The 20,061-nt window shown below is 65.7% G+C and carries 18 protein-coding genes; 6 read left to right on the top strand and 12 right to left on the bottom strand.

The window, feature by feature from the left end; genetic code table 11:
* Positions 1 to 6: 6 nt before the first annotated feature.
* The 12 genes from H4P35_RS02770 to H4P35_RS02715 form a co-directional block, all read right to left on the bottom strand.
* On the bottom strand, positions 7 to 1,134 hold the full coding sequence (locus tag H4P35_RS02770; RefSeq protein ID WP_226847997.1) for an MBOAT family O-acyltransferase: 1,128 nt from the start codon (positions 1,132 to 1,134) through the stop codon (positions 7 to 9).
* A gap of 7 nt (positions 1,135 to 1,141) precedes the next feature.
* The gene (locus tag H4P35_RS02765; protein WP_128829895.1) at positions 1,142 to 1,315 is read right to left on the bottom strand and encodes a hypothetical protein; all 174 of its coding nucleotides are present in this window, start codon (positions 1,313 to 1,315) and stop codon (positions 1,142 to 1,144) included.
* Entirely contained in the window at positions 1,312 to 2,499 is a 1,188-nt protein-coding gene (locus H4P35_RS02760) for a D-alanyl-lipoteichoic acid biosynthesis protein DltD (protein ID WP_056327812.1), read from the bottom strand. Before H4P35_RS02760 ends, H4P35_RS02765 begins: the two co-directional genes overlap by 4 nt.
* Positions 2,477 to 2,716, bottom strand: coding sequence for an acyl carrier protein (locus H4P35_RS02755; protein ID WP_008159625.1), 240 nt, complete (start codon positions 2,714 to 2,716; stop codon positions 2,477 to 2,479). The genes H4P35_RS02760 and H4P35_RS02755 overlap by 23 nt, the downstream gene beginning before the upstream one ends.
* A 406-nt stretch (positions 2,717 to 3,122) precedes the next feature.
* Positions 3,123 to 3,626: a glycine zipper 2TM domain-containing protein gene (locus H4P35_RS02750; protein ID WP_226847995.1), complete on the bottom strand. Its 504-nt coding sequence runs from the start codon at positions 3,624 to 3,626 to the stop codon at positions 3,123 to 3,125.
* A gap of 205 nt (positions 3,627 to 3,831) precedes the next feature.
* A complete protein-coding gene (locus H4P35_RS02745; RefSeq protein ID WP_175157405.1) occupies positions 3,832 to 4,773 on the bottom strand; it encodes a carbohydrate kinase family protein in 942 nt (313 codons plus the stop codon).
* 12 nt (positions 4,774 to 4,785) lie between these two features.
* Complete coding sequence (locus tag H4P35_RS02740; protein ID WP_226847993.1) at positions 4,786 to 6,249, bottom strand: DUF3426 domain-containing protein; 1,464 nt, start codon at positions 6,247 to 6,249, stop codon at positions 4,786 to 4,788.
* Between the two features lie 24 nt (positions 6,250 to 6,273).
* Positions 6,274 to 7,206, bottom strand: a complete 933-nt coding sequence (gene prmA / locus H4P35_RS02735; protein ID WP_226847991.1) for a 50S ribosomal protein L11 methyltransferase — start codon at positions 7,204 to 7,206, stop codon at positions 6,274 to 6,276.
* A 111-nt stretch (positions 7,207 to 7,317) separates the two neighbouring features.
* Positions 7,318 to 8,664, bottom strand: a complete 1,347-nt coding sequence (gene accC, locus H4P35_RS02730) for an acetyl-CoA carboxylase biotin carboxylase subunit (RefSeq protein ID WP_056327807.1) — start codon at positions 8,662 to 8,664, stop codon at positions 7,318 to 7,320.
* Positions 8,665 to 8,673: 9 nt separating this feature from the next.
* A complete protein-coding gene (gene accB, locus H4P35_RS02725; protein WP_056327806.1) occupies positions 8,674 to 9,129 on the bottom strand; it encodes an acetyl-CoA carboxylase biotin carboxyl carrier protein in 456 nt (151 codons plus the stop codon).
* Positions 9,130 to 9,217: 88 nt separating this feature from the next.
* On the bottom strand, positions 9,218 to 9,652 hold the full coding sequence (gene aroQ / locus H4P35_RS02720) for a type II 3-dehydroquinate dehydratase (RefSeq protein WP_056327805.1): 435 nt from the start codon (positions 9,650 to 9,652) through the stop codon (positions 9,218 to 9,220).
* 89 nt (positions 9,653 to 9,741) lie between these two features.
* Entirely contained in the window at positions 9,742 to 10,275 is a 534-nt protein-coding gene (locus tag H4P35_RS02715; protein ID WP_180100365.1) for a TlpA disulfide reductase family protein, read from the bottom strand.
* A 97-nt stretch (positions 10,276 to 10,372) separates the two neighbouring features.
* Between H4P35_RS02715 and mpl the strand changes: the two genes are divergently transcribed.
* From mpl to H4P35_RS02685, 6 genes are all read left to right on the top strand, one after another.
* Positions 10,373 to 11,743, top strand: coding sequence for a UDP-N-acetylmuramate:L-alanyl-gamma-D-glutamyl-meso-diaminopimelate ligase (gene mpl / locus H4P35_RS02710; protein WP_226847989.1), 1,371 nt, complete (start codon positions 10,373 to 10,375; stop codon positions 11,741 to 11,743).
* A 110-nt stretch (positions 11,744 to 11,853) separates the two neighbouring features.
* Positions 11,854 to 12,453 carry a YqiA/YcfP family alpha/beta fold hydrolase gene (locus tag H4P35_RS02705; RefSeq protein WP_226847987.1) on the top strand — a complete coding sequence of 200 codons (600 nt, stop codon included), beginning with the start codon at positions 11,854 to 11,856 and terminating at the stop codon, positions 12,451 to 12,453.
* Positions 12,454 to 12,528: 75 nt separating this feature from the next.
* The gene (locus H4P35_RS02700) at positions 12,529 to 14,424 is read left to right on the top strand and encodes a ribonuclease catalytic domain-containing protein (protein ID WP_226847985.1); all 1,896 of its coding nucleotides are present in this window, start codon (positions 12,529 to 12,531) and stop codon (positions 14,422 to 14,424) included.
* A 1,150-nt stretch (positions 14,425 to 15,574) separates the two neighbouring features.
* Positions 15,575 to 16,246 carry a response regulator transcription factor gene (locus H4P35_RS02695; protein ID WP_226847983.1) on the top strand — a complete coding sequence of 224 codons (672 nt, stop codon included), beginning with the start codon at positions 15,575 to 15,577 and terminating at the stop codon, positions 16,244 to 16,246.
* On the top strand, positions 16,233 to 18,770 hold the full coding sequence (locus H4P35_RS02690) for an extracellular solute-binding protein (protein WP_180100368.1): 2,538 nt from the start codon (positions 16,233 to 16,235) through the stop codon (positions 18,768 to 18,770). Before H4P35_RS02695 ends, H4P35_RS02690 begins: the two co-directional genes overlap by 14 nt.
* Before the next feature lie 149 nt (positions 18,771 to 18,919).
* Positions 18,920 to 20,017 (top strand): ABC transporter substrate-binding protein, encoded by a 1,098-nt coding sequence (locus H4P35_RS02685; protein ID WP_056327798.1) that lies wholly within the window; start codon positions 18,920 to 18,922, stop codon positions 20,015 to 20,017.
* Positions 20,018 to 20,061: the final 44 nt, after the last annotated feature.

The raw sequence follows: 20,061 nt of genomic DNA, 5'->3' as shown, positions 1-20,061 counted from the left end.
CCGGCGTCAGATAGGGCTGCGGCCGCTGAACACATACAGTGCCAGCGCGGCCAGAATCAGGGTGAGGACGCGCCCCAGAAAGCGCATGACGGGCTTGGCCAGCGCGGCCTGCAGGGCAGGCCGGGTGCGCGCCGCATTGATCAGCAGGTTGTGCCCCACCGAATACAGGCCGAACATCAGGCCGCTGACGATGTAATGCAGCGACAGTCCGTTCCACACCCCCATCGCCAGCAGGGTCGCGAAAATGCCGATATTCTGCGCCGCCAGGCGGTGACGGCCAAAGAAGCGGGTCTTGCTCAGCGCCTTGTAGATCGGCATGAACACGACATCGCGCAGCCATTCGGACAGGCTGATGTGCCAGCGGCGCCAGAAATCCTGCGGGTTGAGCGTGGCCAGCGGATTGCGGAAGTTGATCGGCAGCGTGAAGCCGAACAGCATCCCGATCCCGATCGCCATCGTCGAATAGCCGGCAAAGTCGAAGAACAGGTACGCGCTGTAGAGCGAGGCATTGAGCGCCACGCCCGTGAACGAATAATCGTGCGCGTTGAGCGTGGCCAGTCCGTAGCGCCAGATCAGCTCGGCCAGGCCGAATTTCTGAATGACGCCCACCATGATGAGTTCCAGCCCGATCAGCCACGTGTTCAGGTTGACCCCTTCGTAGCCGCGCTTCAGATCGGCCTGGAAGGCGCGCCAGCGGTACATGGGCCCCGCCAGCAGCGTCAGCGGGAAGAACAGGTAGATGAAATAGTCGAGCGGCGAGACGCGTTCGTTGCGCGGCGCGAACAGCAGCACGTCGATGGCGCGGAACGTGGCAAAGGACAGCCCGAGCATCGCGCCCAGGTGCGAGACCCCGGTCTTGACCAGCAGCAACGGCGTCATCGTGATGATGACGGCGAGCCAGGTGGGGATGTAGTTGCGGCGCATTGCCCACAGCGCGCCGCCGGAAATGGCCAAGAGCGCAATGGGTTGATAGGGCCGCGCCCAGAACACCGCCATCCAGACGCCCAGGCAGATGACGCCGATGATGTGGCGGTACCCGATGCGCAGCGGCATGCCGGACGAGCGGTATGCGACGAGGCCAAGGCCGCCAAACAGCGCGCCGCCAAAGAAGCTCAAGCTAGCAAAGAGTTCCATCGTGCGCTCAGAACTGCTGGTATTGGAATTCGACCTTGATCGGTCCGCCGCTGCCCGTCGTGGGCTGCGCCTGCAGCACGAACACGAGGATCACGCCCACGTACAGGCACAGATGCCAGAAGAAGCGGCGCGCCCAGGGCGCGCCCGCATTGCGGGCTTCGTCTTTACGAAAGAATTTCATCGGGAAAAATACTCCGCAATGCCTTGATCGGCCATGGCCCAGCCGAGTTCGGCCAGGTGCATGTCGTCGCGCAGCATCCCCGGCTCGAAGGGAATGCTGTAGAGATCCAGGCACCCCATCTGATAGCGGGTGCACATGCCGGTGATGGCGGCCACCACGGGGTCGAACCGTTCGACGTCCAGGATGAGCTTGGGGTTGAACGGCTGGATGACGAAGTACGCCTTGACCTTGCGCTTTTGCAGCAAGGCCATCACACGCGACAGGTCGCCCAGCTCGGTGCGCGTGATCGGATCGACATCCGCGAACTCGTTGCGCGCCGGCGAGTACAGCGGCGCCAGATATTGCTGGTAGTAGTCGTCGCGCACATCGTAGGGGTTGTTGCCGCCCAGGGTGTGTTCGACTTCGCGCGCTTCGTGCGTGATCCGGGACCACTGCCCGGCATTCAGGCGGGCGGACATCGGCCACGACACGTACCGGTGCGCGGGCACCGACAACTTGCTGCGCGGCTTGTCGGGCGCCGGTTCCTTGCGGGCTTGCCACCACAACGCCAGCTTGTCCTTCAGCTCGGAGACCTGGCCGTTGGCGATGAGCCACAGCAGGCCCCAGTTCGCGTTGTCGCTGATCCAGTTCTGCATCTGCTCGCGCGTGCTGGGCTGGTCCCACAGCCGGTCCCAGACCGGGCCGGTGACGTGCTCGGCAAATGCGCTGCGCGGCAATTGACCGCCGGAGGCGAACCACGCCGGCGACAGCATGATGACCAGCCGCGTGTTGGGCGTAAGCGAATCGGACACCGATTCCAGCACGCTGACGATGCCATACGACTGGAACATCGCATGGCCGTAAGCGAGCGTCGGCACCTTCAGCTCTTCCGGGAAAAAGCGGTAGGGGACGAAACGCAGGTCGTGGCTGGAGAGCTCCGAGGATCCCAGCACCACCAGCGTGCCGTCGCTCAGGGCATTGCCCAGACGATTCAGGTTGACGTGCTGGGTGCCCCAGTCGGGGCCCAGGTTGGGCAGGTAATTGCTTTTGTTGGCCGCCAGCGCCGAGGGGGAGGACGCCGGGTTGACGACGCGGCTGAGCAGGTCATCCGCGCCGCAATACGTGCCTACCGCCAACGCCACCGCCGTCGCTGCCGCCGCGACGTGCGACAGGAACCGGGTATTACGAAGTATGGGCAGCGACATAGCCGGCAAGCACGCGGACCGACTGAAGGTGCTCTGCGATTTCGGGAGCCGGAATGCTGCAGCCGTACTCGGACTCGACCGCGAGCGTGATGTCCACGGCGGCGAGCGAATCGACCAGGCCGGTGGCAATCAGTTGCGTATCGGGGGTGACTTTCTTCATGACGATCGACTCGACGATCTCGCCGATCTTGGTGTGGAGTTCTTGCTCGGTGTGCATAGATCTTGCAGCGTAACGTTGCCTGTTCGGCAAACCATCCCCCGCCCCGGGATTTCAGGCGCTGAGGATACAGAAAACAGCTGAAACCAAACTGAAAAATTCCAGCCAGCCAGAACGGTCGCCGGATGCACGTGGTTACATTAAATCCGGACTGCCGCGCCGTCGCAATCATTGCACTTCGGCCGTCGAATCGCCATGAAACTTATGGTGGAAATGGCGAGAAAAGGCTGGGAAAGGTAACGTTCGCGGGTAAATCCGGGGGGCCGCGTTGTGGCCGAGCGACATATTTTTACGTGTCGGCCTCCGACTGCATTTGACCCTGATTCAAGGCGGCCGCCGCCGCCATGAAAAAAAGCCCGCTTGCGCGGGCTTTTTCGTACAGCGACCTTTCCAAACGGTCGGCGGATTATATCGGCGTGACGCGGGTCGGACCGGCGCCGCTGATGACCTGGACGCGCTGGCCCACGCTGACGGGCACGTCGGCTTCCTGAGCGACGACACGCGTTTCGCCGTTGTCCAGGCGCACCGTGATCTCCAGGCCGGAGTTCGTCTGCGCGCGGTTTTCAACGGCGTTGCCGGCCAGGGCGCCGAGGATGACGCCGCCCACCGTGGCGATCGTGCGGCCCGTGCCGCCACCGATTGCGTTACCGGCCACACCGCCCAGCGCGCCGCCGGCCACCATGCCGACGCCGCTGGACTTGTCGTTCTGAATGACGATCGGACGCACGCCAGTGACCGTACCGGTGCGGACGATCTGTTCGCGCTGCGCTTGATCGTAGCTATAGACACCGCTGGAGGCGCTGCGATTGGCGCAACCGCCAAGCACGGCCATCGACGTCACCACGGCCGCGACAGCCAACCAGCGGCCAGTGCGCGGCGTCACCAGGGAAATAGACTTTATATGATTCATTTGGACTCCTCATTCGGGCACGGCCGACGGTAACTGATGATACTCCGAGCGCAACGCCCGGCAAGTGCGCCAGCAACAGACTGAAACCCTCCGCCAGAAGCTGCAAAACGGGCCGGGAAACAACGGGCTACAGCCCGTTGCCATTGCGCATGGATTGGCCTTCGACTCGTGCTGCGTGCCGCGGTTCCCGGGAGTCCTTTTACGGTCAGGCGGGCAGATGGATGCCGTACGTGGCGTGCAGCACGGCGTCGATCTCGGTACGCGTGGGCGCGTGGTTTTGCGGGCCGCGCGAGGCGATCTTGATGGCGCCCATCACGTTGCCCAGACGGCAGCTGTCTTCCCAGTTCCAGCCGCTGGTCAGGCCATACAGCAGGCCGCCGCGCTGTGCGTCGCCGCAGCCCGTGGGATCGACCACCTGCGAGGCGCGCACCGGTTCGATCTGGATGGTCTTGCCTTCGGTGTGCAGGGTGGCGCCCTCGGCGCCGCGAGTCACGACGACGGCCTGCAGGGAACGGGCGATGTCCGCGACGCTGCGGCCGGTGCGCTGCTCGACCACGCCGGCCTCATAGTCGTTGACCGTGAGCGCCTGGGTCAGCTTGAGCATGCGCTCCAGGTCCGCGCCGTCAAAGAGCGGCATGGCCTGGCCCAGGTCGAAAATGAAGGGGATGCCGCGCTTGTTCAGGCGCTCGGCATGGGCAAACATGCCTTCCTTCGCATCCGGCGCGACGATGGCCCAGGCGGCGTCGGCGTCGCTCAGGTCGTTCTGCGCGGCAAAGGACATGGCGCCCGGGTGGAACGCGGTGATCTGGTTGTCGTCCAGGTCCGTCGTGATGAAGCACTGCGCGGTGAAGGTGTCGGGGATGACCTTGACGCGGCTGACGTCGACGCCCAGGTCCGACAGGCGCTGCATGTACTCGCCAGCGTCTTCGCCAACGGTGGCGACCGGCACGGGTTTGCCGCCCAGCAAGTTCATGTTGTAGGCGATGTTTCCCGAGCAGCCGCCGAACTCCTTGCGCATGCTGGGCACCAGGAACGACACGCTCAGCGACTGAATGCGGTCGGCAAGAATGTGTTCCTTGAAGCGTCCTTCGAACACCGCGATGGTGTCGAACGCCATCGAACCGCAGACCAGAACAGGGGTTGCCATGCTTGTCATCCTTTACGGAAAAAACTTGTCGAGTTGGTAGCCATTGACCTGAACGCCGGTCACTTCAATGGGGACGGAAATCTTCAGGGCGCCTTGCGGGCCGAACGGGCCGGCCAGCTGCTGCGGCGTGAGGTAGTCTTCGGGCATCAGCACCTTGCGCACGACCACCGTGTCCGACAGGTCATTCAGTTCCAGCACCAGCGCCGGCCAATACTGCGGCTTGTCGTAGCGGTTGTGCAGCATCACGGTCAGCACCAGGCGGGTACGGCCATCGTCGATGGCGGCGGCGCCCGTTGGCGGCTGCAGCGACGACGAGGAAATGCTGATGAGATCGCGCCGGCGCGCGTAGCCAACGGTGCAGTCCAGCGGCTTGCAGACAGCTTCCAGGACCGGGCGCAGCGCCGGCACGGAGTTGGCGATGTCGGTGCGATACGCGTACAGCAGTTGCAGCGCCAGTGCGATCAGACCCACGAGGCAGGCGTAGCCCCACAGCTTGCGCACCAGGCCGCTGCGCTCGATGCGGTCCTGGTCCAGGAATTCGGGCGGCGCCCGGCCCACGTCCGTGGCGCTGGAGTAACGCGTGCGGGTGTCGCCCAGCACCGGCTCGTGCGCGCCGGCATCCCGGTCGTCGTCTTGATCGTATTCGTCGTCGCGCTCGAGGTCCCGCACGTCGTCGTACGCGTCGTCGTAAGTGTCGTCGTGCCGGTCGTCGTGCGAGTCGTCGCGCAGACCTTCGCGCGGATCGTTGTACAGGTTGTTGCGCTCGCCGGTTGACGCGCGGCCGGCGCGCCAATCCAGCGTCGGCTCGTCCGATCGGCGGGCAACGATGGGTTCCTGGCGATACGCCGGGAGCGGGTGCGCGGGCGCGGCGCGAGGTGGCTCGGGCGCGCGCAGGAACGGCTCGCCGTCATCGTCGGCGTAATCGTCGTCTTCGATGTCGTCGTCGGCGGCGGCCTGCGGCTCGGTGCGCTTGCGAATGTCATCGCGGCCACGCAGCACTGCGGGCGGAACCGCCGGCGCGGACGGCATCGTGGGCGCGGACCGGACCATGGGCGCGGGCGGCGCCTCGGGTTCGTCTTCCCAAGGCAGGACGATACGTGGCTCTTGGGGCTCGAGCGGCTTGGGCGGCGCGGGCGGCGCGGCTGCAGGCGCGGGCGGCTTGGGCGGCGCGACTGCTGGCGCTCGCGCCGGGATGGCGGGCGGCGCGTAGGCGGGTTCAGGAATCGGGGCGGCGGGCGGGTGCGGCTCGGGCGCGGCCAGGACCGGCGCGGCCACGGCCGCGGCGGAAGACGGCAGCGGCGCACTGGCCGGCGCTGTCGCTACAACAGGTGCGCCCGGCGCGGACACCAGACACGCACGGCCGTCGAACACGGTGGAGCAGGCGCCGCAACGCACCAACCCATTGCGGACCCGAAGCTGGTCGGGCACCACCTTGAAAGACGTGCCGCACTGCGGGCAGCGGGTGGTCAGAGCCATGAGGCGTGCTCCTGCTGCCGCAGCTTAAGGCTTGCGGCCGTGCAGGCACACCCAGCCGTCGCGCGCGCGCCAGACCGACATGGCAAGCCACGGCGCGTAGGCGGCGGCGACTTCCTCGGCCTGACGTTCGAGCACGCCCGACAGCACCAGATGGCCGCCCGCGGCGACGCGGCCGGCCAACATGGGCGCCAGCACCTTCAACGGATTGGACAGGATGTTGGCGACAACCACTTCGAACGTTCCGTCGGCCAGCGCATCGGGCAGAATGGCCTGCAGTTCGACCTTGTTGACCTCGGCGTTGAAGACCGTGCTTTGCACCGCCTGCGCGTCGATGTCGACCGCCTGCGTGGGGCCAGCGCCCAGCTTGCGCGCGGCGATGGCCAGAATGCCCGATCCGCAGCCATAGTCCAGCACGGTCGCGCCGGCAGGCAATTCGGCTTCCAGCCAGGCCAGGCACAGGTGCGTGGTCGGATGGCTGCCGGTGCCAAAGGCCAGACCCGGGTCCAGTTCGATATGGATGGCGCCGTCCTGGTCCGGCGCGGCCGCGGCGTCCATGCCCGGCACGTCGGGATTGTCGCGATGCCAGCTGGGGACGATCCAGAGCCGCTCGGCAATGTGGATCGGGCCGAACTGCGATTGCGTCAGGCGCACCCAGTCGGCGTCCGGCACGTCGCGCAGGCTCCAGCCGTCAAAGACCGACGCTTCGAGCTCTCCGGATTGCGCGGCTTCTTCCATGATCTGCGCGGGATCGGCTCCGTCCGGCAGCAAGGCGACGACACGGTTGCGGTCCCAGGCCTGGACGTCGGGCTCGGTGCCGGGCTCGCCGAACAGGGGACGCTCGACGTCGGTGCCGAAGTCGGCGTCTTCGACGGAGACCGACAGCACGCCGGCTTCGAGCAACGCATCCGACAAAGCTTCGGCCTGCGCCTCCGAGCAATGGAGCACGAGTTCACGCATGATAATTTCTCTTCCATCTGGTCAACGGGCCGCGGCATGCGCCGCGGCCCGATCAACCTTAAAACATCTACAAGGCAAAACGCAAAAGGGGCCGTGAGGCCCCAAAGTCGGTCAGGGACGCTGCGCCAACTTGTGTTCCAGATAATGGATGCTGGTGCCGCCTTCGATGAAGCGGGCGTCCTGCAGCATTTCGCGATGCAGCGGGATGTTGGTGGAAATGCCTTCCACCACCATTTCCGACAGCGCGATGCGCATGCGGGCCAGCGCCTGGTCACGCGTGTCGCCGTAAGTAATGACCTTGGCAATCATCGAATCGTAGTTCGGCGGCACGAAGTAGCCGTTGAACGCGTGCGAATCGATGCGAACGCCAGGACCGCCCGGCGTGTGCCAGTTCGTGATGCGGCCGGGGCTGGGCACGAAACGGAACGGATCTTCCGCGTTGATGCGGCATTCGATCGCATGGCCCTTGAACGCGATGTCGCGCTGGCGCAGCGTGAACTTTTCGCCGGCGGCGATCAGGATCTGCTGCTGCACCAGGTCGATGCCCGTGATCAGTTCGGTGACCGGGTGTTCGACCTGGATGCGGGTGTTCATTTCAATGAAATAGAACTCGCCGTTTTCATACAGGAATTCGAACGTGCCCGCGCCGCGATAGCCCATCTTGCGGCAGGCGTCGGCACAGCGATCGCCAATGCGCTCGATCAGGCGGCGGGCAATGCCGGGCGCCGGCGCTTCTTCGATCACTTTCTGGTGGCGGCGCTGCATGGAGCAGTCGCGCTCGCCCAGCCAGACCGCATTGCGGCCGCCGTCGGCCAGCACCTGGATTTCGATATGGCGCGGGTTCTCGAGGAACTTCTCCATATAGACTTCCGGGTTGTTGAACGCGGCGCCTGCCTCGGAACGCGTCATCGTGACGGCGTTGAGCAGCGCGGCCTCGGTGTACACCACGCGCATGCCGCGGCCACCGCCGCCGCCTGCTGCCTTGATGATGACCGGATAGCCGACTTCGCGCGCAGTGCGCAGGATTTCCTGCGGATCTTCGGGCAACGCGCCTTCCGAACCCGGCACCACCGGCACGCCGGCTTCGATCATGGCGCGCTTGGCGCTGACCTTGTCGCCCATCAGGCGGATCGTGTCCGGACGCGGGCCGATGAACACGAAGCCGCTCTTCTCGACGCGATCGGCGAAGTCGGCATTTTCGGACAAGAACCCGTAACCCGGGTGGATTGCCTCGGAATCCGTGACTTCGGCGGCCGAGATGATGGCCGGCATGTTCAGGTAGCTTTCACGCGACGGCGCGGGCCCGATGCACACGGATTCATCGGCAAGGCGCACGTACTTGGCTTCGCGGTCGGCCTCGGAGTGGACGACCACGGTCTTGATGCCCAGCTCGCGGCAGGCGCGCTGAATGCGCAGGGCGATTTCGCCCCGATTGGCGATCAGGATTTTTTCGAACATGTTCAGCTATCAGCCAATGACGAAGAGGGGTTGACCGTACTCGACGGGCTCACCGTTTTCGACCAGGATTTCTTTGATGACGCCGGACTTGTCGGCTTCGATTTCATTGAGCAGCTTCATGGCTTCAATGATGCACAGCGGGTCGCCTTCCTTGACGGTGGCGCCGACGTCGACGAACGGGGCGGCGCCCGGGTTCGGCGAGCGGTAGAACGTGCCGACCATCGGGGCCTTCACGACGTGGCCTTGAATGACCGGGGCAGCGGGCGCGGCCGGTGCGGCGGCGGGCGCGGCAGCAGCCACGGGCGCGGCGGGCACGCCGGCTTCGGGCTGGTGGTAGGCCACCGGCTGCAGAGTCTGCGAGAACTTGACGATTCTGACCTTGCCTTCGCCTTCGGTGATTTCCAGCTCGGCGATGCCCGATTCAGCCACCAGGTCGATCAGGGTTTTGAGTTTTCGAAGATCCATAGAAGCTGCTTCCCGAGATAGTGTCGGCGTCGCCCCAGCGTCGGGTTCGCGCCGTATAAGATGTAAAAGCGTTGAATTTGGTGCGAGATCAGTGCCGCACTGCGTATCGCAGCGCGGCCTCGTAGCCGTCCGCGCCCAGGCCGCTGATCAGGCCCTGCGCCAAGTCGGACAGATAAGAGTGATGCCTGAACGGCTCTCGCTTATACAGATTGGACAAATGTACTTCAATAAATGGGATCGCGACCCCGGCCAGCGCATCGCGAATTGCGACGCTGGTGTGCGTGTAGGCCGCTGCGTTGATGATGATGAAGTCCGTGCCGTCCTGCCGTGCCGCCTGAATGCGGTCAACCAGCGCACCTTCGTGATTGCTTTGCCACGCAGTCAGCGTGGCGCCCAATTCACCCGCGAGCAACTCGAGACGCTCATTGATCTGGGCAAGGGTAAGACTGCCGTAGATATGAGGTTCCCGGGTGCCAAGCAGGTTCAGGTTCGGGCCATGCAATACCAGTATGTTTTGCGCCATGCGCGTGCCAAATTGTGGATTGCCAATTGTTGGCAAAACAGCCGATAAACCAGCTTTTTACGCCAATTCCTACTATTTGTCCAACAGACTTACGCCTTCAGCGCCGCCAGGGTGCGATCCAGGTCATCGGGCTGGACTTCACCCAATATCTTCCGGTTAATGCTGCCATCTGCGTTGAAAACGATAGTAAAAGGCAAGCCCCCGCTGGGATTTCCCAATTTACGCAGGGTATCGATGGCGCCAGCGCCGATCACCCATAGCGGGTACGAAACCTGTACTTTCTCGACAAATTTTTGCATGTTGGCTGCAGTATCGACACCGAAGCCAACAAAGCGCACATTCGGGTATTTTTTCTGCAAGGCATCTAGTGCCGGCATTTCCTTTACGCACGGCGCGCACCACGTGGCCCAGAAATTGACCACGATGGGCTGCCCCTTCCAGCCGTCCAGCGAATGCGAAGCGCCGGCCAGATCGGGCAGCTTCATCTGCTTCAAGGCGGCCACCGGATCGCCGGCGTCGGCTGGCGCCGCGGCGTCCTGGGACTTGCGTCCCATCAGCGTGTAGCCGCCCGCGACAGTCGCGGCCACGGCCACGGCCGCGGAAAGAAGTAGGCGTCGATTCATGGCGCGATGATAACCGTTGCGGCCGTTTTACGCCGCACCAGCGCGGCGCCGGCTTGTCGCGGCGCTATATATACAATGCAGGGCAGGAGATTTATCAATGCACCTGCACATTCTTGGCATCTGCGGCACCTTCATGGGCGGGCTGGCGCTGATCGCGCGCGCCGCCGGCCACAAAGTCACGGGTTGCGACGCGGGCGTGTACCCGCCGATGAGCACCCAGCTTTCCGAACAGGGGATCGAACTGATCGAAGGCTTCGGCGCGGAACAATTGGCGCTCAAGCCGGACTTGTACGTCATCGGCAACGTGGTCAGCCGCGGCAATCCGCTGATGGAAGCCATTCTGGAATCCGGGGCGCGCTACGTGTCCGGTCCGCAATGGCTGGGCGACAACATCCTGCCGGGCGCGCATGTGCTGGCCGTCGCCGGCACACATGGCAAGACCACCACCAGCTCGATGCTGGCCTGGGTGCTGGAAGCCGCGGGCCTGGCACCCAACTTCCTGATCGGCGGCGTGGCGCAGGACCTGCACGTTTCCGCCCGCTACGATCCGGCGCGCCGCCCCTTCGTGATCGAAGCCGACGAATACGACACGGCATTCTTCGACAAGCGGTCCAAGTTCGTCCACTACCGACCCCGAACCGCCATCCTGAACAACCTGGAATACGATCACGCCGACATCTTCCCCGATCTGGCTGCCATCGAAACCCAGTTCCACCACCTGGTGCGCACGATCCCCGGGTCGGGCCGCATCGTCCGGCCGACGCACTCGGACGCCCTGGACCGCGTGATTGCGCGAGGATGCTGGTCCGATACCGTCACGTTCGGGCCCGACGGCCCTTGGCAGGCCTCGCCGCCCGACGCGGACGGCGCCTTTGAAGTCACCCGCGCCGGCGAGCGTGCCGGTACGGTGCGCTGGACGCTGACGGGCGAACATAACCGCATGAACGCGCTGGCCGCCCTGGCCGCCGCCGAGCACGTCGGCGTGCCGGCCGAACAGGGCATCGACGCCCTCACCCGCTTCGGCGGGGTCAAGCGCCGCATGGAACTGCGCGGGACGGTCAACGGCATCAAGGTCTATGACGACTTTGCGCACCACCCCACCGCCATCGCCACCACCCTTGAAGGTTTGCGCCGCCAGATTGGCGCCGCGCGCATCCTGGCCGTGCTGGAGCCGCGTTCCAACACCATGAAGCTGGGCACCATGGCCGCCCGTCTGCCCGAGGCACTGGCAGACGCCGACCTGGTGTTCTGCTTTGGCGCCAACGAGGGCAAGCATGCGCTGGGCTGGAACCCGGACGAGGTGCTCGCGCCCCTGGGCGGCCGGGCTTCCAGTTACGATGACATCGGCGCGCTCGTGGCCGCGGTCGCCGGCGCCGCCCGCCCGGGCGACCAGGTGCTGGTCATGAGCAATGGCGGCTTTGGCGGCATTCATGGCAAGCTGCTGGACGCGCTGCAGGCGCGCGGCTGAATCCGCCGCCGGCCGATCGCGCGGGCCCAGCCGGAACCGGCAGGCCCGCCCGACCGGCCTCAAGGCCAGCTCCAGCCGGCCTCCCGCAACGCAGACGGAAACAGCAAGCAATGATTCTCTATCTACACGGTTTCCGGTCGTCGCCTGATTCCTTCAAAGCGCGCATGATGGCGAACGCGATGGCCGAGCGTGGCCTGAACGAGGCCTGGGCGTGCCCGCAACTGCCCGCCAGCCCGCGCGCGGCGATCGACCTGGCCATGGGCATGGCGCGCGACCGGCTGGCGAACGCCGCCTCGCCGCGCGAACTGACCGTCATCGGCTCGTCGCTGGGCGGTTTCTACGCCACCTGGATCGCCGAGCAGCTGGGCTGCAAGGCCGTGCTGCTGAACCCCGCCGTCAACGCCGCGCGCGACCTTGCCACCCAGGTCGGCGAGCACCACATGTATCATTCCGGCGCGCCGTTCGTTTTCTTGCCCGAGTATGTGGCTGAGCTGGCCGCCATCCATGCGCCGCACATCACGCAGCCCGACCGGTATTTTCTGGTCGCCGCAACGGGCGACGAAGTGCTGGACTGGCGCGAAATGCGCGACCGGTACGCGGGCTGCCGCCAGCGTATCGTGCAAGGCAGCGACCACGGCCTGTCCGATTTCGCGGACTGGATGCCGGAAGTGCTTGAATTCGCCCTAGGCGGCAAGCCGGTACGCCCTTGATAATCAATATCGACTTTCAACACCCCTAAAGCTGCGCAAGGCGGCGCAAGGCCGCCGCCCAGGACGATCCCCACCATGTATGTGTTTTACGAAGACGACGGCAGCTTCAAGGCCGGCCATATCCTGTCCGAGACCGACGCCAGCCTGCAGGTGGAGTCGGAATCGGGCAAGCGCAGCAAAATCAAGCGCGCCAACACCCTGTTCAACTTCGCCTCGCCGGACCCGGCGACCCTGATGAGCCAGGCGGCCGCCACGGCCGAGACGCTGGACCTGCAATTCCTGTGGGAATGCGCGCCGCAGGAAGAATTCGACTCGCCCGCCCTGGCAGCCGATTACTTCGGCCACGCCCCCACGCCCGTCGAACAGGCCGCGCTGCTGATGCGCCTGCACGGCGCGCCGGCTTACTTCCATCGCCGCGGCAAGGGCCGCTACCGCCCTGCCCCGCCCGACATCCTGGCCGCCGCGCTGGCCGCGCTGGAAAAGAAGCAGCGTCAGGCCGAGCAGCAGCAGGAATGGGTCGACGAAATGGCCGCCGGCCGTCTGCCCGAGCCGATCGCGCAGGCCGCCGAATCGCTGCTGATCCGCCCGGACAAGAACTCGCAGCAATGGAAGGCGCTGGACGCCGCATGCGCCAAGCTGGGCAAGACCCCGGACCGCCTGCTGCTCGAACTGGGCGCCTGGCCGCACGCGCTCGCGCTGCACAAGCGCCGCTTCCTGGCCGTCAACTTCCCGCGCGGACTGGCCTTCCCCGACGTGGAACTGCCCCCCATCGACCGCGAACTGCCGCTGGCCGATGCCGAGATCTACTCCGTGGACGACGTCACCACCACGGAAATCGACGATGCGCTGTCGGTCTCGACCCTGCCGGACGGCCGCGTGCGCGTCGGCATCCACGTCGCCGCGCCGGGCCTGTCCGTCACCCGCGACAGCGAACTGGACAAGCTGGCCCGCGCCCGCCTGTCCACCGTCTACATGCCCGGCGACAAGATCCCGATGCAGCCGGACAGCGTCATCCAGGCGTTCTCCCTGGACGCCGGCCGCGAAGTGCCCGCGTTGTCGCTGTACGTCATCGCCAATTCCGAAACCGGCGAAGTCATCGAATCGGAAACCCGCCTGGAACGCATCGTCGTGCGCGAGAACCTGCGCCACAACATGCTGGACACCCAGGTCACCGAGGCAAGCCTCGCGGACCCGACGGCCGATCTGCCCTACGGGCACTGGCTGCGTCCGCTCTGGAAGCTGGCCCAGGCCTTGTCGGCGCAACGTGAAAATGTGCGCGGCAAGCCGGAAAACAACTCCCGGGTCGAATACAGCTTTTATCTGGACGGCAACCCCGACGATCCCGACACGCCCGTGCGCCTGGTCCCGCGCCAGCGCAACGCGCCGCTGGACCGCATGGTCGCCGAGTACATGATCCTGGCCAACAACCTGTGGGGCGGCCTGCTGAACCAGCACGGCGTGCCCGGCATCTACCGCTCGCAACAAGCGGGCCGCGTGCGCATGAGCACGCAAGCGCTGCCGCACGAAGCCATCGGCGTCCCGCAATACGCGTGGAGCACGTCGCCGCTGCGCCGCTATGTCGACCTGGTCAACCAGTGGCAGCTGATCGCCGCGGTGGAACACGGCGTATCCGCCCGCCTGATCGCCCCCTTCAAGCCGCGCGACGCGGACCTGTTCGCCATCATCGGCGCCTTCGACGCGCAATACGCCGCCTGGGCCGAGTTCCAGAGCGCAATGGAACGCTACTGGTGCCTGCGCTGGCTGAAACAGAACGGCGTGACGCGGACGGTGGCGCATGTGCTGCGCGAGGATCTCGTGCGGTTTGCGAATGCGCCGCTGGTGACTCGGGTGGGTGGGATGCCTGAGTTTGAGCGGGGGACGGCTGTTGAAGTGGATATTCTGGGGATGGATGAGTTGTCTCTGGAGTTGGATTGTCGGTTTGTGGGGGAAGTTAAGGGGGAATCTGCGTAGGTCGCGGTTGGTCTTCGTCGGTCGCGTAACGTATTCGTAGGTCGCATACCGTCTTCGTAGGTCACACGATACGGTGGATCTTCGTCGGTCGCGTACCGTCTTCGTAGGTCGCCCGACGCCGCGGTCACCGTGGGCACGATCGCCCACGATTGCGGTCCGGAGCCTTCGCTCCGGACTTCCCCCTCGTCATCTTCGTCCGCCTTCGGCTCCCTTCAGATTCCCTCGGGCGCATCGACGGCGCTCGCACCCACGGTGACCGCGGCGTCGTGCTGCCAGGGTCTTTGGTTTGCGCGCTTCAAGACCTGTGGACAGGGCAGGAGATCTGCGGGGCCGCCGAATTGCTGCCGCCCGGGCGGCGGCAATCGGCATCGGGGCGGTGGGACGTCGCAAGGGGGTGCGCTTCGCGCTGGCGGTGATTGGTTTGCTAATGGTCCGCCTCACGTTGGGGGTGGGCGGTGATGGGCGGCGCGGCGACGGGTCGCCACAGCCTGCCGATCTGTTCGCGCCGCCCATCGGGCACTTGAGTTCAAGTGACGATTAGCGGCGACTGGTGCCGTTATCGCGCGGCGCTGATCTCTGTCGCAAAGGTGTCTCGCAAAGGTTTCTGACACCCCTGAAATGCTCCTTCAAGCTTGAAGACCATCTATACGGGTGTCAGACACCTGGTGAGACGCACGCACCTACGCGCGAAGCGTCATCAACACGCCGCAAGACGCCGCGTAAGTCTCCGGAGGCCGCCCGCGCGGCCGAACGGAGACGGGCAACGCAAGATGCTTCTGGCCCGGAAAAGAGGGCAACAGAATGCCAAGCACACCGACCGCCCCAGCGACCATCAGATTTCTATTGCCAGAGTCCGGTGCGGTGGCGACCCGGGGTGCGCGGGGCGTCGATAAGCCCGAGGGAATCTGAAGGGAGCCGAAGGCGGACGAAGATGACGACGGGGCAGTCCGGAGCGAAGGCTCCGGACCGCAATCGTGGCCCCGCGCGCCCCGGGTCGCCGCCGTGCCGGACGCCTCAAGAACGCCAAAGACCCACCCAAGCAAACGCCCCTCCCAATCAGCCAGTAACCTGAAGAGCACATCAACACCCCCGCGCATCAACGCCCCCCGTTAAACTCCCCAGAAAAAAGCACAACAAAGGAGGAGCAAACATGCGCATTCTGCTGGTCGAGGACAATCTCGATCTTGGCGATGCCGCTGAGAGCAAGCTGCGTTCGGCGGGTCATAGTGTGCAGTGGGTGCGTGATGGCGTGCAGGCGTTGCGTTGGGGGTTGGATGAGACCTGGGACGCACTCGTGCTGGATATCAATTTGCCCGGCAAGGATGGATTTACGCTTATCCGAGAGTTGCGGGCGGCAGGTCTTGAGGCGCCTGTGCTCGTCATGACGGCACGCGCCGAGATCGAAGACAAGATCGACATGCTGGATCTGGGCGCTGATGACTACCTGGTCAAGCCGTTCGATCTGCGCGAACTGGAAGCCCGGCTGCGCGCCTTGTTGCGGCGGCCTGCGGGGCAGACCACCAGTGTGGCGCATTACGGCAATCTCAGTCTGGATCTGGCGAATCGGCATGTCGAACTGGCCGGCACGCCCCTGGAGCTGGGGCGGCGGGAATTCCGGTTGCTTGAGATCCTGGTCGGCAAGCTGGGCCAGACGGTTGCCAAGGAACGCCTCATGAACCAAATCTTCGACCTGGACGACGGCTCGCTCAATGCGCTTGAGCTGCTTATCTCGCGGCTTCGCAAAAAGCTTGCGGGTGCGTCCGTGGATATCGTCACCGTGCGGGGCGTCGGGTATCAGGCCCGCAGCCATGAACATCCCTGAAAGCTTTTCCATCCGGCAGCGCGTCTTCACGTTGGGCGCCGTGCTGCTCGCCTGCGCGCTCATCGGGCTCGTGTTCTTTTTGCGCGGTTATGCCCAACGCGCCGCCGAGCAGGCGTTTGACCGGCTGCTCGCGGCCTCAGCGCTGACCATTGCCGGGTCCGTCCAGATCGAAGACAACGAAGTCACCGTCGAGCCGCCCGTGTCCTCGCTGGCCATGCTGTCCGGCGGCGAGCGTGTGTTCTATGAAGCGCGCACTTCAAACGGCAGGCTCATCACCGGGTACGGCGACCTTGCGCCCGGCCTGCCCCTCGCGCAGTCGGCCACGCCCGTTTTCACCTATCTCAGCTATCACGACGAACCCATCCGCGTCGCGACCGTTGGCCGCCTGGTCTCGGCCAGCCAGCATGCCGGCTGGGTCACCTTGCGTGTCGCCGAGACGCTGGGCTCGCGCGAGGCACTGGCCGGCGAGATTCTTGGCCGCAGCGTGCTGCCGCTTGTCGTCGTGTCCCTGGTCGCGCTCGGCCTGTTGTGGTTTGGCGTGCAGCGCGCCTTCGCGCCGCTTGCCGTCGTCGAACGCGAACTGCGGCGGCGCGCGCCGGATGACCTGGAGCCGCTCGTCAAACCCGTCCCGCGCGAAGTGCGGCGGTTGATCGAAGCGCTCAACGGCTTCATGCAGCGGTTGTCTGGCGCCATGGACACGCTTAACACCCTGGTCGCCGATGCCGCGCACCAGGTCCGCACGCCCCTTGCCTCGTTGCGCGCGCAAGCCGAGGTAGCGCTGGACGAGACCGATCCGCAGCGCTTGCACGCCCGGCTCGAACGCATTCATCTGAACGCCACCCACGCCAGCCAGCTCATCAACCAGCTGCTCATGGACGCCACCATCACCCACCGGCTCGGCAAGGGCGCCCGCGCGATGGTCGGCGTGGCGGAAACCGTCAACGAGACGCGCCGCCGCATTGGTCCGTTGGAGGCGCAGCGGCTGCGCATCGCCATTGCGCCCGAAGTGCGCCGCGCGCGCATCGCCGGCGATCGGATCGCGCTGCGCGAAATGCTGCGCAACCTGGTCGACAATGCCCTGCGCTACGCGCCGGACGGGCCGGTTGAGATCCAGGCCACGCCCGTTGCCGGCTATCGCGTCGCGCTCACTGTCTCGGACCGCGGCCCCGGCGTGGCCGACGACGAGAAGGAATCGGTGCAGCAACGTTTCTCGCGCGGCCGCGCCGGGGAAACGCTGCCCGGATCCGGACTGGGACTGGCGATCGTGCGATCCGTCGCTGTCGCCCACGGCGGGTCGCTGTGGCTGCTGGACCGGCCCGGCGGCGGCCTGACGGCCCGCGTCGTCCTGCCGCTGGCGCGTGCCGGGGCCAACCGCACGCTGATGGCAGCCGCCGCCGCGGTCTGCGCCGCCTGCCTGCTGCTGGCCGCGCCGTCCGCCGACGTGCGGGCCGCGGGCGTCGAGGTGACCGGCGCGGCTGCTCCGCCCGCCGCACCGCACGTTGCCGGCATCCCCGAGATCATCACCCGCTATCCTGCCCCGCAGCCGTCCTCCCGCGTCCTCACCATCGCCGGCCCCACGGACACGCCCGTCGTCGCCCCGCTGATCCAGGGGTTTCAGTCGCATCGCCCCGACGTCAGCGTCGTGTACCGCGAAATGGGCAGCCGCGAGCTCTACGAAGCCGCCATCGAAGGGAGATTGAAGGATGTGGACGTCCTCATGAGTTCCGCGTCGGACCTGCAGATCCGGCTTGCCAACGATGGCTATGCGCTGAGCTATGCCTCGCCCTACGCCGCGCGGCTCCCGTCGTGGGCCATTTGGCGGCACGAGGTCTACGGCTTCACCTTCGAGCCCGCCGTCTTCGTCTACAACCCCAAGCGTTTCGCGGAGGCTGACGTGCCGCGCTCGCGCCAGGACCTGCTGCGCCTGCTGGAGCAGGATCCGTTGCGCCTGCGCGGACGCATCGGCACCTACGACATTGCTGCCAGCAGCCTGGGCTATCTGCTGGCCGAACAGGATGAGCTCGTCTCTTCCAACTTCTGGGGGCTGGCCAACGCCATGGGCCAGGCCGGCGTGCGGCTGGCGGCCACCAGCGCCGAGATCCTGGACGCCATCGAGCGCGACGAACTCGACATCGGCTACAACATCCTTGGCTCTTACGCGCTGTCGCGCCAGGCGGCGGGCCGGCCCATCGGCGTGGTGTTTCCGCAGGACTACGTGCTGGTGCTGGCGCGCTCGGTCCTCATCGCGCGCACCGCCCCCAACCCCGACCTCGGCCGCGCCCTGGTCGACTGGCTGCTGTCGCCCGCCGGCCAGCAGGTGGCTTCCAGTCATGCCGCACTGGGGTCCATCATGGAAGACACGCCGGGACGGTGGACGTCGGAAGCCGTGCTCGCGCGGTCGCAGGGCATCGTGCAGCCCGTGGTGCTGAGCCCCGCCCTGCTCGTCGGTCTGGACCAGCGCCGCCATTCCCGGTTCGTGCAGAACTGGATCCGGCTCGTCACCGACACGCCTCAGCGTCCGTAACCCGCCGCGCAGGCGCAGGCGTGGCCCAGGGATTTCCCCTAGCCGCCGCCTGCCGCCATGACAGGACGACGACAGACGCGCACTCCTAAGATGGCTGCACGCGGGCCCCAGAGCCCGCATCAAGCCAAATCCAATCGGAGACAACACCCATGCTTGCCAAGTCCAAACTGGCGGCCGCCTGCGCCGCCGCATTCGCCATCGCCTCGGGCAGCGCCTTCGCGCAGGCTGTGCCGGCGGGCTATCCGGCCGACTACCAGAAGGTCCTGGACGGCGCCAAGAAGGAAGGCAAGGTCGTCATCTATTCGACCACCGACACCAAGGCCGCCGGCCCCATCATCAAGGGCTTCGAAGCGATGTATCCGGGCGTCAAGGTCGAATACAACGACATGAACAGCACCGAGCTCTACAACCGCTACATCAGCGAACAGGCGGCGGGCGGGGGCAGCGGCGACATCGTCTGGAGCTCGTCGATGGACTCGGCCCTGAAGCTGGCCACCGACTACGCGCTGAAGTACAAATCGCCCGAGGCCGGCAAGCTGCCGTCGTGGGCCGTCTGGAAGGATTCCGCCTACGGTACCACCTACGAGCCGGCCGTCTTCATCTACAACAAGCGGCTCATTCCCGCCAATGAAGTGCCCACCACGCACGGCGCGCTGGCCAAGCTGATCGCCAGCCAGCCCGACAAGTTCAAGAACAAGGTCACCACCTACGACATCGAGAAGTCCGCGGTCGGCTTCATGCTGGCGGTGCAGGACAAGGCCAACGATCCCAAGTACTTCGAGACCCTCAAGGACATCGCCAAGGGCGGCCTGGTCGTGCAGTCGTCCACCGGCACCATGATGGAACGCGTGTCCTCGGGCGAAAACCTGATCGGCTACAACATCCTGGGCTCGTACGCGGAGACGCGCGCCAAGAACGATCCGTCGCTGGGCGTGGCCTACCCCACCGACTACGCGCTGGTGCTGTCGCGCGTGGCGTTCATCAGCAAGAAGGCGAAGAACCGCAACGCCGCCAAGCTGTGGATGGACTACCTGCTGTCGCAGAAGGGCCAGGAAATCATGGCCAACCAGGCCGACCTGGCGTCCGTGCGCGACGACATCGAAGGCGACAACGACGTGGACGGCATGACCAAGAAGCTGGGCGCCTCGCTCAAGCCGATTCCGGTCGACGAAACGCTGCTGGACTACCTGGAGCAGAACAAGCGCCTGGAATTCATCAAGCAATGGCGGGCCGCGGCGGGCAAGTGATGCCCGGGCTCCGGTCGGCCTTGCTGCCCGGAGCCGCCGCAAAC

This window comes from Achromobacter sp. 77 (genome assembly GCF_020541125.1).
GTDB classification, from domain to species: domain Bacteria; phylum Pseudomonadota; class Gammaproteobacteria; order Burkholderiales; family Burkholderiaceae_B; genus Achromobacter; species Achromobacter mucicolens.
The sequence above is the reverse complement of the archived record's forward strand: the minus strand, read 5'-3'. Positions and strand labels throughout refer to the sequence as shown.

What these genes read in the sequence shown, in the direction of transcription:
- H4P35_RS02770 (WP_226847997.1), bottom strand. Translation starts at nt 1,134, where the DNA reads ATGGAACTCTTTGCTAGCTTGAGCTTCTTTGGCGGCGCGCTGTTTGGC.
- H4P35_RS02765 (WP_128829895.1), bottom strand. Translation starts at nt 1,315, where the DNA reads ATGAAATTCTTTCGTAAAGACGAAGCCCGCAATGCGGGCGCGCCCTGG.
- H4P35_RS02760 (WP_056327812.1), bottom strand. Translation starts at nt 2,499, where the DNA reads ATGTCGCTGCCCATACTTCGTAATACCCGGTTCCTGTCGCACGTCGCG.
- H4P35_RS02755 (WP_008159625.1), bottom strand. Translation starts at nt 2,716, where the DNA reads ATGCACACCGAGCAAGAACTCCACACCAAGATCGGCGAGATCGTCGAG.
- H4P35_RS02750 (WP_226847995.1), bottom strand. Translation starts at nt 3,626, where the DNA reads ATGAATCATATAAAGTCTATTTCCCTGGTGACGCCGCGCACTGGCCGC.
- H4P35_RS02745 (WP_175157405.1), bottom strand. Translation starts at nt 4,773, where the DNA reads ATGGCAACCCCTGTTCTGGTCTGCGGTTCGATGGCGTTCGACACCATC.
- H4P35_RS02740 (WP_226847993.1), bottom strand. Translation starts at nt 6,249, where the DNA reads ATGGCTCTGACCACCCGCTGCCCGCAGTGCGGCACGTCTTTCAAGGTG.
- prmA (WP_226847991.1), bottom strand. Translation starts at nt 7,206, where the DNA reads ATGCGTGAACTCGTGCTCCATTGCTCGGAGGCGCAGGCCGAAGCTTTG.
- accC (WP_056327807.1), bottom strand. Translation starts at nt 8,664, where the DNA reads ATGTTCGAAAAAATCCTGATCGCCAATCGGGGCGAAATCGCCCTGCGC.
- accB (WP_056327806.1), bottom strand. Translation starts at nt 9,129, where the DNA reads ATGGATCTTCGAAAACTCAAAACCCTGATCGACCTGGTGGCTGAATCG.
- aroQ (WP_056327805.1), bottom strand. Translation starts at nt 9,652, where the DNA reads ATGGCGCAAAACATACTGGTATTGCATGGCCCGAACCTGAACCTGCTT.
- H4P35_RS02715 (WP_180100365.1), bottom strand. Translation starts at nt 10,275, where the DNA reads ATGAATCGACGCCTACTTCTTTCCGCGGCCGTGGCCGTGGCCGCGACT.
- mpl (WP_226847989.1), top strand. Translation starts at nt 10,373, where the DNA reads ATGCACCTGCACATTCTTGGCATCTGCGGCACCTTCATGGGCGGGCTG.
- H4P35_RS02705 (WP_226847987.1), top strand. Translation starts at nt 11,854, where the DNA reads ATGATTCTCTATCTACACGGTTTCCGGTCGTCGCCTGATTCCTTCAAA.
- H4P35_RS02700 (WP_226847985.1), top strand. Translation starts at nt 12,529, where the DNA reads ATGTATGTGTTTTACGAAGACGACGGCAGCTTCAAGGCCGGCCATATC.
- H4P35_RS02695 (WP_226847983.1), top strand. Translation starts at nt 15,575, where the DNA reads ATGCGCATTCTGCTGGTCGAGGACAATCTCGATCTTGGCGATGCCGCT.
- H4P35_RS02690 (WP_180100368.1), top strand. Translation starts at nt 16,233, where the DNA reads ATGAACATCCCTGAAAGCTTTTCCATCCGGCAGCGCGTCTTCACGTTG.
- H4P35_RS02685 (WP_056327798.1), top strand. Translation starts at nt 18,920, where the DNA reads ATGCTTGCCAAGTCCAAACTGGCGGCCGCCTGCGCCGCCGCATTCGCC.